16 protein-coding genes are annotated in these 14,213 nt (G+C 73.8%); 9 read left to right on the forward strand and 7 right to left on the reverse strand.

All coding sequences use genetic code 11. The features are described from left to right. Nucleotides 1–123: 123 nt before the first annotated feature. Nucleotides 124–768 (forward strand): ATP-binding protein, encoded by a 645-nt coding sequence (locus OHV05_RS12640; protein ID WP_405017758.1) that lies wholly within the window; start codon nt 124–126, stop codon nt 766–768. Between the two features lie 142 nt (nt 769–910). On the opposite strand, the gene OHV05_RS12645 is transcribed toward OHV05_RS12640, so the two are convergent. Further along, nucleotides 911–1,819 (reverse strand): SigE family RNA polymerase sigma factor, encoded by a 909-nt coding sequence (locus OHV05_RS12645; protein ID WP_405017759.1) that lies wholly within the window; start codon nt 1,817–1,819, stop codon nt 911–913. A gap of 236 nt (nt 1,820–2,055) precedes the next feature. Here OHV05_RS12645 and OHV05_RS12650 point away from each other — a divergent pair, with 236 nt between their 5' ends. The 5 genes from OHV05_RS12650 (at nt 2,056) to OHV05_RS12670 (ending at nt 5,553) form a co-directional block, all read left to right on the forward strand. Beyond that, nucleotides 2,056–2,733, forward strand: a complete 678-nt coding sequence (locus OHV05_RS12650) for a response regulator transcription factor (RefSeq protein WP_057231105.1) — start codon at nt 2,056–2,058, stop codon at nt 2,731–2,733. Between the two features lie 25 nt (nt 2,734–2,758). Continuing rightward, nucleotides 2,759–4,255 carry an ATP-binding protein gene (locus tag OHV05_RS12655; protein WP_405017760.1) on the forward strand — a complete coding sequence of 499 codons (1,497 nt, stop codon included), beginning with the start codon at nt 2,759–2,761 and terminating at the stop codon, nt 4,253–4,255. Then, entirely contained in the window at nt 4,252–4,551 is a 300-nt protein-coding gene (locus OHV05_RS12660; protein WP_403040575.1) for a hypothetical protein, read from the forward strand. The genes OHV05_RS12655 and OHV05_RS12660 overlap by 4 nt, the downstream gene beginning before the upstream one ends. A gap of 70 nt (nt 4,552–4,621) precedes the next feature. Next, nucleotides 4,622–5,185: a VanZ family protein gene (locus tag OHV05_RS12665; protein WP_405017761.1), complete on the forward strand. Its 564-nt coding sequence runs from the start codon at nt 4,622–4,624 to the stop codon at nt 5,183–5,185. 185 nt (nt 5,186–5,370) lie between these two features. Then, nucleotides 5,371–5,553: a PspC domain-containing protein gene (locus OHV05_RS12670; RefSeq protein WP_405021450.1), complete on the forward strand. Its 183-nt coding sequence runs from the start codon at nt 5,371–5,373 to the stop codon at nt 5,551–5,553. 94 nt (nt 5,554–5,647) lie between these two features. On the opposite strand, the gene OHV05_RS12675 is transcribed toward OHV05_RS12670, so the two are convergent. From OHV05_RS12675 to OHV05_RS12695, 5 genes are all read right to left on the reverse strand, one after another. Beyond that, on the reverse strand, nt 5,648–6,112 hold the full coding sequence (locus tag OHV05_RS12675; protein ID WP_405017762.1) for a hypothetical protein: 465 nt from the start codon (nt 6,110–6,112) through the stop codon (nt 5,648–5,650). Nucleotides 6,113–6,321: 209 nt separating this feature from the next. After that, nucleotides 6,322–7,482 carry an adenosine deaminase gene (locus OHV05_RS12680; protein WP_405017763.1) on the reverse strand — a complete coding sequence of 387 codons (1,161 nt, stop codon included), beginning with the start codon at nt 7,480–7,482 and terminating at the stop codon, nt 6,322–6,324. A 102-nt stretch (nt 7,483–7,584) separates the two neighbouring features. Beyond that, nucleotides 7,585–8,610 (reverse strand): GNAT family N-acetyltransferase, encoded by a 1,026-nt coding sequence (locus tag OHV05_RS12685; RefSeq protein ID WP_405017764.1) that lies wholly within the window; start codon nt 8,608–8,610, stop codon nt 7,585–7,587. Nucleotides 8,611–8,631: 21 nt separating this feature from the next. Next, entirely contained in the window at nt 8,632–9,594 is a 963-nt protein-coding gene (locus OHV05_RS12690) for a polysaccharide deacetylase family protein (protein ID WP_405017765.1), read from the reverse strand. 213 nt (nt 9,595–9,807) lie between these two features. Further along, nucleotides 9,808–10,257 carry a MarR family winged helix-turn-helix transcriptional regulator gene (locus tag OHV05_RS12695; protein ID WP_403040651.1) on the reverse strand — a complete coding sequence of 150 codons (450 nt, stop codon included), beginning with the start codon at nt 10,255–10,257 and terminating at the stop codon, nt 9,808–9,810. A gap of 93 nt (nt 10,258–10,350) precedes the next feature. On the opposite strand from OHV05_RS12695, the gene OHV05_RS12700 reads away from it, so the two are divergent. Next, a complete protein-coding gene (locus OHV05_RS12700; RefSeq protein ID WP_405017766.1) occupies nt 10,351–11,571 on the forward strand; it encodes an MFS transporter in 1,221 nt (406 codons plus the stop codon). Between the two features lie 39 nt (nt 11,572–11,610). On the opposite strand, the gene OHV05_RS12705 is transcribed toward OHV05_RS12700, so the two are convergent. Next, nucleotides 11,611–12,567, reverse strand: coding sequence for a LysR family transcriptional regulator (locus tag OHV05_RS12705; RefSeq protein WP_405017767.1), 957 nt, complete (start codon nt 12,565–12,567; stop codon nt 11,611–11,613). A gap of 64 nt (nt 12,568–12,631) precedes the next feature. On the opposite strand from OHV05_RS12705, the gene OHV05_RS12710 reads away from it, so the two are divergent. Next, a complete protein-coding gene (locus OHV05_RS12710) occupies nt 12,632–13,918 on the forward strand; it encodes an MFS transporter (protein ID WP_405017768.1) in 1,287 nt (428 codons plus the stop codon). A 71-nt stretch (nt 13,919–13,989) separates the two neighbouring features. Continuing rightward, a complete protein-coding gene (locus OHV05_RS12715; protein ID WP_405017769.1) occupies nt 13,990–14,202 on the forward strand; it encodes a hypothetical protein in 213 nt (70 codons plus the stop codon). Nucleotides 14,203–14,213: the final 11 nt, after the last annotated feature.

Genomic DNA, 14,213 nt, shown 5'->3' on the forward strand with positions numbered 1-14,213 from the left:
CTCTCCCCCCCTGGTGCGGGCCCGTCGACCTTTCCGGCGGCCGCCGGATCCCCGGGATTCGTGACGGAAGCTGACGTCCCGTCTGTTTCGGCATCGCCCCCTGATGCGTCAGACTGGTGTCTCGTGAGTGACTCCCCCATGAACCCCGCCCCGACGGCACCCGCCCTGGTCGTCCTGTTGTCCGGGCCGTCCGGATCGGGGAAGTCCTCGCTGGCCGAGCGGACCGGTCTGCCGGTGCTCCAGCTCGACGACTTCTACAAGGACGGCGACGACCCGACCCTGCCCGTGCTCACCGAGGAGGACGGCGGCGGCACCGACTGGGACTCGCCGCTCTCCTGGCACCGCGAGCAGGCGATGGCCGCGATCCGGCTGCTGACCGGCACCGGGCGGGCCGAGGTCCCGGTGTACTCGATCCCGGCCAACGGCCGGGCCGGCACCCATGTGCTCGACCTCGCGGGTGCCCCGGCCTTCATCGCCGAGGGGATATTCGCCGCCGAACTGGTCGGGCAGTGCGCGACCGAGGGGCTGCTCGGCACGGCGATCTGCCTGCGCAACCGCCCGCTGACCACCGCCTGGCGGCGGTTCCGCCGGGACGTCCGGGAGGCCCGCAAGTCGGTGCCGTACCTGCTGCGGCGCGGCTGGCGGCTGATGCGGGCCGAGCGCGGCATCGTGGCCCGGCAGGTCGGGCTGGGCGCGTACGCCTGCGCCGGGCCGGAGGCCGAGCAGCGGATCGGTGCGGTGGCCGGGCGGCAGCCGCAGCCCGTCTGACGGCCCGTGGACAGCCGGAAGGGCCCGGTGCCGCTCCCCGGCACCGGGCCCTTCCTGTCCGGTCACGTCCCCGCGACGGCCGCTCCCCCGAGTCGACCCGCCGTACGTCCGCGACCTGCCCCGTCCCCCGACGGGAGTCCTGTTACGCGACCAGCTCACCGAAGGCGAAGACGGTGTCGCCCGTACGGTTCAGCTGGTCGTCCTCGCGCAGCCGGCGCAGGGCGCGCCAGATGCTGCTCTTCACGGTGCCGACGCTGATGTTCAGGATGTCGGCGATCTCCGGGTCGGTGCGGCCCTCGTAGTAGCGGAGCACCAGCATGGTCCGCTGGTTCTCCGGCAGCTTGGCCAGCGCCTGCCAGAGCACCGCGCGCAGCTCGGTGCCGCCCATCGCGTCCGTGTCGCCGACCGTCTCCGGCAGCTCCTCGGTCGGGTACTCGGCGACCTTGCGGCGACGCCAGGCGGAGATGTGCAGGTTGGTCATGGTGCGGCGGAGGTAGCCCCCGACCGCGGCCTTGTCGGTGATCCGGTCCCAGGCCCGGTAGGTCGAGAACAGCGCGCTCTGCAGCAGGTCCTCGGCCGCGTGGCGGTCGCCGGTCAGGTGGTACGCGGTGGCGTACAGCGAGGCCCGGCGCTCCCGGACGTACGCGGTGAACTCGGCCACGTTGTCGTTCGGAGCGACGGTGTGCTCCCCGGTCGCCGGTGCGAGCCTGAGCAGCGTCGCACCCGCGGCCTCCCGTCCGGCCGGCTCCCCCGAGCCGGAACCGGACAGGTTCTCCCCCGTGCCCCCCGTGTTCTCCCGACCATCGACGCGGACGGGAAGGACTCCCCGCAGCGTCATGGTCGAGGCGGAGTCGGCCGCACTCCCCATGCGACCGATCCCGAACAGCTCCCCCTTGCTCCCGCCACCGAGGCGGCGGGATCCGGTGCTGTGTGCGCACCCCCGTACGATCACGGCACCGGAGGTCTCGTCGGTCCGTACCTCGAAGTGCGTGCGAGACGAACGCGCGTTGTGGACGGCCGCGTTGCTGCGGGTCTTGAGCGTGGCGTTCATCGTGCACCCCCATGGGTCGGTACCTGCGGTTCCGCCGCCCGGTACTGCGGCGACAAGGGAAATCCTGCCGGTGCGTTGTGATGGGGGTGTCCGCCGACTGTCACAGGGCTGTCACAGGCGCCGGGACCTTCGGTCCTCGGAGCCCGGACGCCAGAACCGGGGGTTCCGGTTGCAGAGGAAGTGCAGGGCTGGACCTGGTGGGTGAACAGTGGCCCCACTTGGGCCAGAATGAGCCCGTGCCTTTCCTCCTTCTGATCGAGGACGACGACGCCATCCGGACCGGCCTCGAACTCGCTCTCACCCGCCAGGGCCACCGCGTGGCCGCCGCTGCCTCGGGCGAGGACGGCCTGAAGCTCTTCAAGGAGCAGCGTCCCGACCTGATCGTGCTCGACGTGATGCTGCCCGGCATCGACGGATTCGAGGTGTGCCGCCGGATCCGGCGCACCGACCAGCTGCCGATCATCCTGCTGACCGCCCGCTCGGACGACATCGACGTGGTGGTCGGCCTGGAGTCGGGCGCGGACGACTACGTGGTCAAGCCGGTCCAGCCCCGGGTGCTGGACGCCCGGATCCGGGCCGTGCTGCGGCGCGGCGAGCGGGAGAACTCCGACTCCTCGGCGTACGGCAGCGTGGTGATCGACCGCTCCGCGATGACCGTCACCAAGGACGGCGAGGACCTCCAGCTCACGCCCACCGAGCTGCGGCTGCTGCTGGAGCTGAGCCGCCGCCCCGGGCAGGCGCTCTCCCGCCAGCAGCTGCTCCGGCTGGTCTGGGAGCACGACTACCTCGGCGACTCCCGGCTGGTGGACGCCTGCGTGCAGCGGCTGCGGGCCAAGGTCGAGGACGTCCCCTCCGCCCCGACCCTGATCCGCACCGTGCGCGGGGTCGGCTACCGGCTCGACCCGCCGGCCTGATCCCTGACGATGGTGAGCTGCTCCGTTGACTGACCTCAAGACCCCGCCCCGTCCGCGCCCGGGGCGGGGGCGGCGCCTGCGCTCGCTCCGGGTCCGGCTGATCGCGGTCTTCGCGGTGGTCGCGCTGACCACCGCGGTCTCGGCCTCCGGCATCGCCTACTGGCTGAACCGGGACGCGGTGCTCAAGCGTGCCCAGGACACCGCGCTGAACGACTTCCGGAACTCGCTGAGCCGGAACGTCTCGGCCCTGCCGCTCGACCCGAGCTGCAACCAACTGGCCTACCTGGCCTCCCAGGTGGCCAGCTCCGGGCTGAGCTACGCGGTGGTCGTGGTGGCACCCGGGCTGCCCGACTGCGTGGCCTCCTCGGACCCGTCCCGGTTCACCGCGGCCCAGGTCCCGGCCTCGCTGCGCGGCACGGTGGACACCCCGCGCGAGGTCGGCCCGGGCAATCCGTTCGCCTACCACCTCTACTGGCAGCGGGTGAACCTGGACGGCCCCTACCTGGTCGGCGGCACCCGGGTGGTGCCGACCGGGCCGACGGCGTACATGTTCAAGTCGCTGGAGAACGAGCGGGCCGACCTGAACACCCTCGGTTGGTCGCTGGCGATCGCCACCCTGCTGGCGCTGATCGGCTCGGCGCTGATCGCGCAGGCCGCCGCGGCCACCGTGCTGCGGCCGGTGAAGCGGCTCGGCGAGGCGGCCAGGCAGCTCGGCGAGGGGCATCTGGACACCCGGCTCGAGGTCGAGGGCGCGGACGAACTCGCCGAGCTGGCAAGGACGTTCAACCGCACCGCGGAGTCGCTGGCCGGCCAGGTGGCCGAGCTGAGCGCGCGCGAGGCGCAGAGCCGCCGGTTCGTCGCCGACATGTCGCACGAGCTGCGGACGCCGCTGACCGCGATGACCGCGGTGACCGACATCCTGGAGGACGAGGCGGAGTCGCTGGACCCGATGATCGAGCCGGCCGTCCGGCTGGTGGTCAGCGAGACCCGCCGGCTGTCCGACCTGGTGGAGAACCTGATGGAGGTGACCAGGTTCGACGCGGGCACCGCCAAGCTGGTCGCCGACGAGGTGGACATCGCCGACCTGATCATGTCCTGCATCGACGGCCGGGCCTGGTACGACGCGGTCGAGCTGGACGCCCCGCGCGGGGTGCTCGCGGTGGTCGACCCCCGGCGCCTGGACGTGGTCTTCGCCAACCTGATCGGCAACGCGCTCAAGCACGGCGGCTCGCCGGTCCGGGTGAAGGTCCGGCAGATCGACGAGACCGTGGTGGTGGAGGTCTCGGACAGCGGCCCCGGCATCCCGGAGGACGTGCTGCCGCACGTCTTCGACCGGTTCTACAAGGCCGACAAGGGCCGGGCCAGGTCCGAGGGCAGCGGGCTCGGCCTGTCGATCGCGATGGCCAACGCCCAGATCCACGGCGGCTCGATCACCGCGGCGAACGGGCCGACCGGCGCGGTCTTCACCCTGACCCTGCCGGTCGACCAGCCCGCCCCGACCAGCCAGGAAGGCCCGAAGTGACGGTACGTCGCCTGCTGACCGCCGCCCTGCTGGGCGCCGCGCTGACCACCGCCGTCGGCTGCGGCATCCGGCCGACGGCCGTCCCGGTGGACGCGGGCGCGCCCGCCAGCCGGACCGCCTGCCCGACCCCGGTCCGGGTGCCGGAGGCGGCGGAGCCGACCCCGGTGCCGCCGAGCGCGCAGCCCACCGCGCTGCCGACCGCCCGGCCGACCGCGGGCCCGGCGTCGAAGTCGCCCGCGGTGCTGTTCAGCGCCTCCCCGAGCAGCGCGGCGCCGAGCGCGACCAGCTGCCCCTGACCGGCCCGCCCCGACCGCCGGGGGTGGGCGGACGGGAACCGTCCGCCCACCGGCCCGCGTCCCTGCCGGTGTGACGGACCAGGCGAACCCCTCGCACCCCGCGCCGGAGGTGTCGCCCCGGCTGCGGCTGCCGGGCATCCTGCTGCTGGCCGGCTATCTGGGCCTGATCGGCTGGCTGGTCCTGCGGCCGCTCGCGGTCGGCTGGACCTCGCCCGCCAATCTGACGCCGTTCGCCTCGGTCCGGCTGGCCTTCTCGGCCGGCGGCCCGGACGGGCTGCGCCAGCTGGCCGGCGGCCTGCTGCCGCTGGCGCCGCTGGGCGTCCTGCTGCCGCTGGCCGACGGCCGACTGCGGGTCGGCTGGCTGCCCTCGCTGTTGCGGACGGCGGGCTGCTCGGCGCTGATCGCCACCGCGCTGGAGATCCTCAAGGGCTGGGCCCCCGGCCATGTGCTGAACGTGGACAACATCGTCCTCGGCGTCCTCGGCGTGGTCGTCTGCCACCTGCTGGTGGTGCCGTTCGCCCGGGCCCGCCTGGTCGGGCGCTCCGCCCCCCGACCGAGCCGCGAGCGGGCCGTCACCCGACCCCGGGGATCGCTCAACTCGCTTGCCCCGCACGGCAGTTCAGCGCAGCACTGAGCCCCTGCGGGCCGGGGTCCGTCAGGGTTACCCCGAGGGCGACCCTGAGCCACGGGTACCTCGGAGCGGTGAGAAAGCCGGGGTCCGGGATCGGTATCAGGACGGAGGATTCCGCCCGGTCCGTCGCCGAGGATGGATACATGCCCACCGGAGAGACCGGCCCGGGCGACCAACCGGAGCTGATCATGAGCGCACTCGCCCGCCCCCGACACCACCGCGTCATCGCCGGCGTCTGCGCCGGCATCGCGAAGCGCTTCGGGCTCACCCCCTGGACGGTCAGGATCATCTTCCTGGTGTCCTGCCTGCTGCCCGGACCGCAGTTCCTGATCTACCTGGCGCTCTGGCTGATCCTCCCCCAGGAGCCGTGACCCGGCCCGGACCGGGCGACCGGTCCGGACAGCCCGAAGGGCCGCCTCCCCCGCCGCGTGCGGGGAGGCGGCCCTTCGGCCGTTTCGGGGAGGGTTAGCCCAGGCCCGGCAGACCGCCGCCACCGGGCAGGCCGCCGCCGAGCGCACCGGTCACGGTGCTGACGCCGGGCGCCTGGGTCAGGCCCTCGGCACCGGGCACCGGGAGCGGCAGGCCACGCGGGGTGGCGGCCTCGGCGACCGGGGCGGTGGCCTCGTCGGTCATCGGGGCGGTGTGCTCGGTGACCGGCGCGGTCATCGGCTGGGCGGACTCCGGGGCCTGCGCCACCGGGGCGGCCACGTCCGGGTTCAGGTTGCCGACCGCCTGGGTCACCGGCGCGGTGGCGGGCAGCTGGCTGACGGTGCTGGTGGCCGCTCCGGTCAGCGCACCCGAGTGGGCGAGCGCTCCGGTCGGGAGGCCGAGCCCACCGGGCGTGGCGGCGGAGGCGGAACCGGCAGCCGCAGCCGCGAGCGCGACGCCGAGCGCAGCGGTCCCGGCAGCCTTCAGAGTGGCCTGCTTCATGAGTTGGTCCTCGTGTCCTCGTCGGTGGCCGACGTCGCGGGCGGGAATCCGGAAACGCCCACCGCTACGCCGTGTCAGCTCTGACTGGCACACCGTAGTGACAACGTCGCACGCAGATCAAAGGCGGTTAACTCTCCCGGCTGAATAGTCAGATGAGCGCGAGGTCACGGCGAAGACCTCGCGCTCATCGGGCACCGCACGACGGACGGTCAGGCGCCGACGCCCGCACCCGCGCTGAACAGCCACTCCGCCTTCAGCTCGGCATAGCCGGGCTTGATCACGTCGTTGATCATCGCGAGCCGCTCGTCGAACGGCAGGAACGCGGACTTCATCGCGTTCACGGTGAACCACTCCAGGTCGCCCAGGGTGTACCCGAAGGCGTCCACCAGGTGGCCGAACTCCTGGCTCATGCTGGTGCCGCTCATCAGCCGGTTGTCGGTGTTCACGGTGACCCGGAACTTCAGCCGGCTGAGCAGCCCGATCGGATGCTCGGCGTACGAAGTCGCCGCCGCCGTCTGCAGGTTGGAGGTCGGGCACATCTCCAGCGGGACCCGCTTGTCGCGCACGTACGCGGCCAGCCGGCCGAGCTCGACGGTGCCGTCCTCGTGGACCGTGATGTCGTCGATGATCCGGACGCCGTGGCCGAGCCGGTCGGCGCCGCAGCACTGCAGGGCCTCCCAGATCGACGGCAGGCCGAAGGCCTCGCCGGCGTGGATGGTGAAGTGGTTGTTCTCGCCCTTGAGGTAGTCGAAGGCGCCCTGGTGCCGGGTGGGCGGGTGACCCGCCTCGGCGCCGGCGATGTCGAAGCCGACCACGCCCTGGTCCCGGTAGCGGTTGGCCAGTTCGGCGATCTCCTGCGAGCGGGCGGCGTGCCGCATCGCGGTGAGCAGGGTACCGACCCGGATCCGGTGGCCGGCCGCGCGGGCGTTCGCCTCGCCGAGCCGGAAGCCCTCGTTGACCGCCTCGACCACCTGGTCGAGGGTCAGGCCCTGCTCCAGGTGCTGCTCCGGGGCGTACCGCACCTCGGCGTAGACCACACCGTCGGCGGCCAGGTCCTCGGCGCAGTCGGCGGCGACCTTGACCAGCGCCTCGCGGGTCTGCATCACGGCGCAGGTGTGCGCGAAGGTCTCCAGGTAGCGGACCAGCGATCCGGAGTCGGCCGCCTCCCGGAACCAGACCCCGAGCTTGGCCGGGTCGGTGGTGGGGAGACCCTCGTAACCGCAGGCCGCGGCCAGCTCGACGATGGTCTCCGGGCGCAGCCCGCCGTCGAGGTGGTCGTGCAGGAGCACCTTCGGGGCGCGGGCGATCTGGGCGGCGTCGGGGATGCGGGGGCCTGTGGTGCCCGCGGTAACAGGGATCTGCTTCTCCATTGCGGGAGTGTAGCCCCTACGCGCGTAGATTCACCATGCGGTGCATCACTTTCCCCCGCCCGGGGAGCGCCGGTTGGGCCGGTCGGCCCACCCGGCGACCGGTCAGCCCTTCAGCCGGTGCTTGAGCCCGAGCAGCGCGCCGGACAGCCCGTGCGGGACCAGCCAGCTCAGGTCCGCGCGGTCCGCCGCGCCGAACCGGTACTTGTACGGCTCGGTGCCGCGGAGGAAGTCGAAGGTGGTCAACTGCCGCTCCGCGCAGGCTCGGACGGTCTCGGCGATGATCGCGGTGCCGAGCCGCAGCGGCGCCCAGGCCGGGTCCCAGCCGATCTGGTAGTAGGCGAAGGTGTCACCCCAGAGGAAGCCGTACAGCCCGCCGATCACCTCGCCCTCGTGCTCGGCGAGCAGGAAGGCGGGCCCGGCGCCTGGCCGGGCCCGCTCCAGCAGCCGGGTGTGCAGCGGCAGCCGCCGGTGGTCGAAGGTGGTGCCCCGGCCCAGCGCGTCCCGGCGGAGCCGGTGCAGCCGCACCACGGTGTCCAGCAGCCCGGGCGGGGCCTCGCCCGGCGGCACCCAGCGGAAGGTCACCCCGGCGGCGGCCAGCTTGCGCCCGTACCGGCGCAGGTCGGCCCGGAACTGCCGGGAGCCCAGCGCCTCGGCTCCCCCGGTCAGGTCGGCCCGGGGGCAGGACTGCCGGGACACCTCGCGCCGGGCGGCCGGCAGCAGCTCGCCGAGCAGCGGGTCGACGTCGGGGAACCAGAGCGTCTCGCGTCCGGCCAGCTCGGTCAGCCAGGCCCGGACCTCGGCCGCCCGGCCGGGCGCCACCGCGAAGCCGCCGTGGTCGGCGGCGCCGGGACCGGCACCGAGCGGCGTCCGGCAGCCGACCGTGAACGGGAGCCGCGGATGCAGCCGCAGCCTGGTGCGGATCAGCGGCAGCACGGCCTGCACCGCACCGTCCTCGCCCCGCCAGACCGCGATCTCGGCCGGGCCGCGCCCGCCGAGCGTCTCCCACCAGGACAGCACCCAGTCTGGGGTCAGGAACCACGACCCGCGCTCACCCAGCTCCGCCACCAACTCCCGCCAGCCGTCCACCAGTTCCGGTGTCAGCTGGTCGGGTGTGTACCGCTCGACCATGCCCGCCCCCTCAGCTCCCGCTCAGCAGCCGCCGCGCAGTCGGTGCACGGCCGGGTGCAGCCCCGAGAGGATTGTGTCGAACCGGGCCCGGGTGGTGTCGGAGTTCACCCGAAGTCGGCTGATCCGCAGCGGATCCGGCGGCAGCAGCGCGTCCTGCCGGTGGTCGAAGAGGAAGCCGAGCCGGTAGCCCAGCTCGCGCAGCACGGTGTCGGCGCCCGGGTCGAAGTTCCCGTTCGGGTAGGCGAACGCGGTCGGAGCCGCGCCCAGCCAGCCGGTCAGCAGCCGGTGCGCCTGCTCGATCTCGGTGCGCACCACGCCGGGCGCGCAGCGGTCCAGGCAGGGGTGCCCGAGGGTGTGGTTGCCGATCGCCACCCCGGCGGCGGCCAGCTCCGGCAACTCCAGTGCGGCGAGCTGCCGCTGACGGGCCGCCGGCCGGGCCGCGGTGGCCCGCAACTCGTCGAGCGCGGCCTGCCGTTCGAGATCGGGGAGCAGCTTCAGACGGCGTACCACGGCCCCGGTCGGCACCCCCGCCAGCGCGTCGGCGGTGCCGCCCTGCGCGGCCAGCGCGTCGGCCTCCCGCCACCAGAACGGCTGGTCCCCGTCGACCAGCCCGGCCACCACGAAGGCGGCGGCCGGCACCCCGCGCCGGGCGAGCACCGGCAAGCCCCGGGTGAGCAGCGTCCGGTCGCCGTCGTCGAAGGTGACCAGCACGCTGCGCGGCGGCAGCGGGCGCCCCTCGGTGACGGCCCGTTCGACGGTGTCGAGGGTGACCGGGCTGGCGCTCCTGGTCAGCCGCTCCATCTGGGCGGCGAAGCTCGCCGGGTCGTCCACCCCGTGGTAGGCGAGCACCGAGAGCCGGTGCGCGGCCCGGGCCCGGAAGAACGGCTGGAGCGGCGAGCGCCGCAGCAACCGGTCCAGCCGGTCCCGTCGGGTCTCACCCGTCGCACCGCCGGTGATGCGCGCGGCCGTGTCCTGCTCCGACACGATTCCCCCTGGTTCGTTCCGTGCAGCCGTGCCTGCAGGCCCCCATCAATATCCCTCAATTTGGTAAAGAGCGGTATAAATTCGGGAAGTTGACCCGCTCCTGGCCGGATTCCACCGCCCCGCACTGAGGTGCGGGAACGAACCGGCCGACACCGGCCACGGCCCGGCCGGACCGGTGAAGGCCCTGTGCGGACGGCTACCCGGCGGTACGGGCTACCGACCCCGGACCACCTCGACCAACGGGGCCAGCTCCGGCCGCCCGGCCGCCTCGCCGAGCGCCGCGTCGAGCGCCGCGCCGTTGGTGGGGCGCGCCTGTTCGAGCAGATCCAGACCGGCCGGCGAGACCTCGGTGTAGATGCCGCGGCGGTCGGTCGGGCAGAGGTAGCGGGACAGCAGGCCGCGGTCCTCCAGCCGGGAGACCAGCCGGGTGGTCGCGCTCTGGCTGAGCACCACCGCCTCGGCCACCTCGCCCATCCGCAAGTGGCCCCCCTCGCCCGAGTGCTGACGGCTCAACACGTCCAGCAGCGAGAACTCCCGCACGCTCAGCCCGTGCGCCGCCTGCAGCTCGCGCTCCAGCCTGGCCTCGATCCGGCCGTGCAGCGCCGCCAGCGCACACCAGCCCTGCGCGAGTCCGCGTCCCACCGTCTGCTCACCGCTCTGCACCACCGGGGCCTCCTGCCTCTCGGGTCCAGGATAGCGACCCGTCGAAATATCCCGCGCTTGCAAGTATCCAGCGTCTGCATTTATTGTTCAGGCATGCAACCAGCCCCCGCAACCAGTTCGATGACCTCGCGCAGCAGCCTGCCGGCCCTGCTCGCCCTCGCCATCGGCGCCTTCGGCATCGGCACCACCGAGTTCGTGATCACCGGGCTGCTCCCGGAGATCGCGACCGACTTCGACGTCTCGATCCCGACCGCCGGCATCCTGGTCACCGGCTACGCGCTCGGCGTGGTGGTCGGCGCCCCGCTGCTCACCGCGCTCGGCACCCGGATCCCGCGCAAGCGGATGCTGATGCTGCTGATGGGCGTGTTCGTGCTCGGCAACCTGCTCTCCGCCGTCACGCCGAGCTTCGAACTGCTGCTCGCCGGACGGGTGGTGACCTCGCTCGCGCACGGCGCCTTCTTCGGCATCGGCGCGGTGCTCGCCGCCGAGCTGGTCGCCCCCGACCGCAAGGCCGGCGCGATCGCCACCATGTTCACCGGCCTCACCGTGGCCAACGTGGTCGGCGTCCCGCTCGGCACCCTGATCGGCCAGCAGCTCGGCTGGCGGGTCACCTTCGTCCTGGTCGCCGCCGTCGGCCTGGCCGGGATCGCCGGGATCGCGCTGCTCGTCCCCGAGCTGCCGCGCCCCCGGGTGGCCGCCCGGCTGCGCCAGGAGCTGTCCGCCTTCCGCAACGTCCAGGTCGGCCTGGCGATGGCGATGACCGTGCTCGGCTTCGGCGGGGTGTTCGCCGCCATCACCTACATCGCGCCGATGATGACCGGCCCGGCCGGCTTCGCCGACTCCTCGGTCACCTGGCTGCTGGTGCTGTTCGGCCTCGGCATGGTGGTCGGCAACCTGGTCGGCGGCCGGTTCGCCGACCGGGCCCTGATGCCGCTGCTGTACGTCTCGCTCGGCCTGCTCAGCCTGACCCTGCTGGCGTTCACCTTCACCGCGCACAACCAGCTGGCCGCCGTGGTCACCGTGCCACTGCTCGGCGTCTTCGGCTTCGCCACCGTCCCCCCGCTGCAGAAGCGGGTGCTGGACCAGACCGCGCAGGCCCCGACCCTGGCCTCCGCCGTCAACATCGGCGCCTTCAACCTCGGCAACGCCCTCGCCGCCTGGCTCGGCGGGGTGGTCATCTCGGCCGGCTACGGCTACACCGCGCCGAACCTGGTCGGCGCCGCGCTCACCGGCTCGGCCCTGCTGCTGGCGGTGCTCTCCGCCGCGCTGGAGCGGCGGACCGCCGCCCCGGTCCGCCTCGGCGCGACGGCGTGACGGACGGCTCGGGGGCGTGGCGGACGACTCGGGAGCAGCTCAGTCGTGGTCGAGCAGCCGCCCCCGGCGGGACAGCACGAAGTCCCGGAACACGACCGCCGGCGGGGCGAGCGGACGACCCGTCACCCAGGCCAGGCCGATCGCCCGCCGGGTGCGCGGGGAGGTCACCTCCAGCTCCACCACGCCGGGCCGGGGCACCAGGGCCGGCGGCAGCAGGGCCACCCCGAGACCGGCGGCGACCAGTCCGCGCAGGGTCTCCGCCTCCTCCCCCTCGAACGCGATCCGGGGCGAGAACCCCGCCTCCGCGCAGAACCCGTCGGTGATCACCCGCAGGCCGTACCCCTCGCCGACCGCGACGAACGGATCCTCGGCCACCTCCGCCAGCCTGATCCGGCGCCGCCCGGCCAGCCGGTGGTCGGCCGGGACGGCCAGGTGCAGCCGCTGCTCGTCCAGCGGACGGGCCGTCAGCTCGGCGGCGACCGGCAGCGGGGAGACCAGACAGAGGTCCAGCTCCCCGTCCCGCAACCGCTCCAGCATCGCCGTGACGTGGTCCTGCACCAGCTGGAACCTGACCTGCGGATGCTCCACCCGGAAGCCCCGCAGCAGCGCCGGGACGGCGTCCGACCCCATCGTGTGCAGGAAGCCGAACGCCACCCGGCCGACGGCCGGATCGGCCTCCGCCCTGGCCGCCTCCGCCCCGCGCTCCAGCTCGGCCAGCGCCCGCTCCACCGAACCGAGCAGCAGCCGGCCGGCCCGGGTCAGCCGCACCGTCCGCCCCTGCCGGGCCAGCAGCTCCACCCCGAGCTCCGCCTCCAGCCGGGCCACCGACCGGGACAGCGTCGGCTGCGGCATCCCGAGCAGCTGGGCCGCCTGGGTCACGTGCTCCAGCCGGGCCACCGCCGCGAACTGCGCCAACTGCGGGGCGAGCAGTGCGAGATCGGTCTCCGGCCCGAGGTCGGCCAGGGTCAGCGGCGGTGAGCTGCTCTCATGCGACATGGCATGAATTATCGACGAGTCATGCATTGGACGCATCAGCGGCCGACCCCCTAACTTCACTTCCATGCCGCCTGCCAGTACCGGGGCATCCGCAGTCCAGCTGCCGGGTGCCCTCCCCTCGCCGCCCCCGGTCGCCTCCGCTTCGGCCGACACCCGGCACCGCCCCGGTGACCGCGCCTTCCGGCGCGCGAACCTGGCGCTGTTCGCCGCCGGGATCGCCACCTTCGTCCTGCTGTACTCCACCCAGGGCCTGCTGCCCCTGCTCTCCGCCGACCTCGACCTGACCCCCGGTCAGGCCAGCTGGACCGCCTCGGTGGCCACCCTCGGGCTCGCCCTGGCACTGCTCCCGGCCAGCGCGCTGTCCGACCGGTACGGGCGGACGGCCGTGATGACCGCCTCGATGCTGGCCGCCGCCGGGATCGCGCTGACCCTGCCGTTCGCGCCGAACCTCACCACCCTGGTGATCCTGCGCGGCGTCCAGGGCGCCGCCCTCGCCGGACTGCCCGCCACCGCGATGGCGTACCTGGCCGAGGAGATCCACCCGAGCGCGCTGGCCTCCGCGATGGGCCTGTACGTGGCGGGCAACAGCATCGGCGGCATGGGCGGCCGGCTCGCCTCCGGCTGGGCGGGCGCCGCCTGGGGCTGGCGCTGGGGCCTGGCGGTCTCGGCCGTCCTCGCCCTCGCCGCCGCCCTCGCCTTCCGGCTGCTGATCCCCGCCGCCCGGCAGTTCCGGCGCACCCCGCTGGACGCCCGCGCCCTGGCCCGCACCGTCACCGGCCACCTGCGCAACCCGCTGCTGCTCCGGCTCTACTCCCTCGGCCTGCTCTTCATGGCCGTCTTCGGCGCGGTCTACAACACCGTCGGCTACCGGCTGACCACCGCCCCCTTCGACCTCCCCGAGTTGGTGGCCGCCTCGATCTTCGTCGTCTACCTGGTCGGCACCGTCTCCTCGGCCTGCGCCGGCCGCCTGGTCGGCCGGCTCGGCCGCCGCGGCACCCTCTACGTCGCGATCGGCACCACCACCGCCGGCCTGCTGCTCTCGCTCGCCGACACCCTGGCCGCCGTCCTGCTCGGCCTGACCCTGATCACGGCCGGCTTCTTCGCCGGCCACGCCACCGCCTCCTCCTCGGTCGGCCGCACCGCCACCGAGGGCCGCGCCCAGGCCTCCGCCCTCTACCTGATCGCCTACTACCTCGGCAACAGCCTCGGCGGCACCCTGGGCGCCGACGCCTACCACTCCACCGGCTGGCCCGGCACCGCCGCCGTCGCCCTCACCGCGATGACCCTGGCCACCGGCGTCACCCTGTACGCCACCCGCCGGGCGATGGCGGTCCGCACCCTCCGGGCCTGAACCCGGCCGCTTCGACCGGGGCCCGCCGGGTAGGCCAACGGGTGTCGCCGCGCCGAGAGTTGGGACCCACCGTGCACCGGAGCCAGGACCGCACCGCCGAGCTGGACGCGTTCATCGCCTTCGTCGCCGGGCTGCTCACCGCGCTGCTGGCGGCCCTCCTGCTGGCCGGGCTGAACGCCCTGGTGCCGGTCGGTCCCGGGCTGCGGCAGCTGGGGTACGGGCTGATCGGCGTCGCCGGGGCGGCGGGTCTGGTGCTCAGCTACCTGCGGCTGCGCACCCGTTGAACGGCGCGGAG

Origin of the sequence: Kitasatospora sp. NBC_00070, assembly GCF_045041205.1 — a bacterium.
Taxonomy (GTDB): Bacteria; Actinomycetota; Actinomycetes; order Streptomycetales; family Streptomycetaceae; genus Kitasatospora.

Coding starts and splice junctions, on each gene's coding strand:
- OHV05_RS12705 (WP_405017767.1), bottom strand. CDS start 12,567: ATGTCGCATGAGAGCAGCTCACCGCCGCTGACCCTGGCCGACCTCGGG.
- OHV05_RS12675 (WP_405017762.1), bottom strand. CDS start 6,112: ATGAAGCAGGCCACTCTGAAGGCTGCCGGGACCGCTGCGCTCGGCGTC.
- OHV05_RS12670 (WP_405021450.1), top strand. CDS start 5,371: ATGAGCGCACTCGCCCGCCCCCGACACCACCGCGTCATCGCCGGCGTC.
- OHV05_RS12700 (WP_405017766.1), top strand. CDS start 10,351: ATGCAACCAGCCCCCGCAACCAGTTCGATGACCTCGCGCAGCAGCCTG.
- OHV05_RS12680 (WP_405017763.1), bottom strand. CDS start 7,482: ATGGAGAAGCAGATCCCTGTTACCGCGGGCACCACAGGCCCCCGCATC.
- OHV05_RS12645 (WP_405017759.1), bottom strand. CDS start 1,819: ATGAACGCCACGCTCAAGACCCGCAGCAACGCGGCCGTCCACAACGCG.
- OHV05_RS12710 (WP_405017768.1), top strand. CDS start 12,632: ATGCCGCCTGCCAGTACCGGGGCATCCGCAGTCCAGCTGCCGGGTGCC.
- OHV05_RS12685 (WP_405017764.1), bottom strand. CDS start 8,610: ATGGTCGAGCGGTACACACCCGACCAGCTGACACCGGAACTGGTGGAC.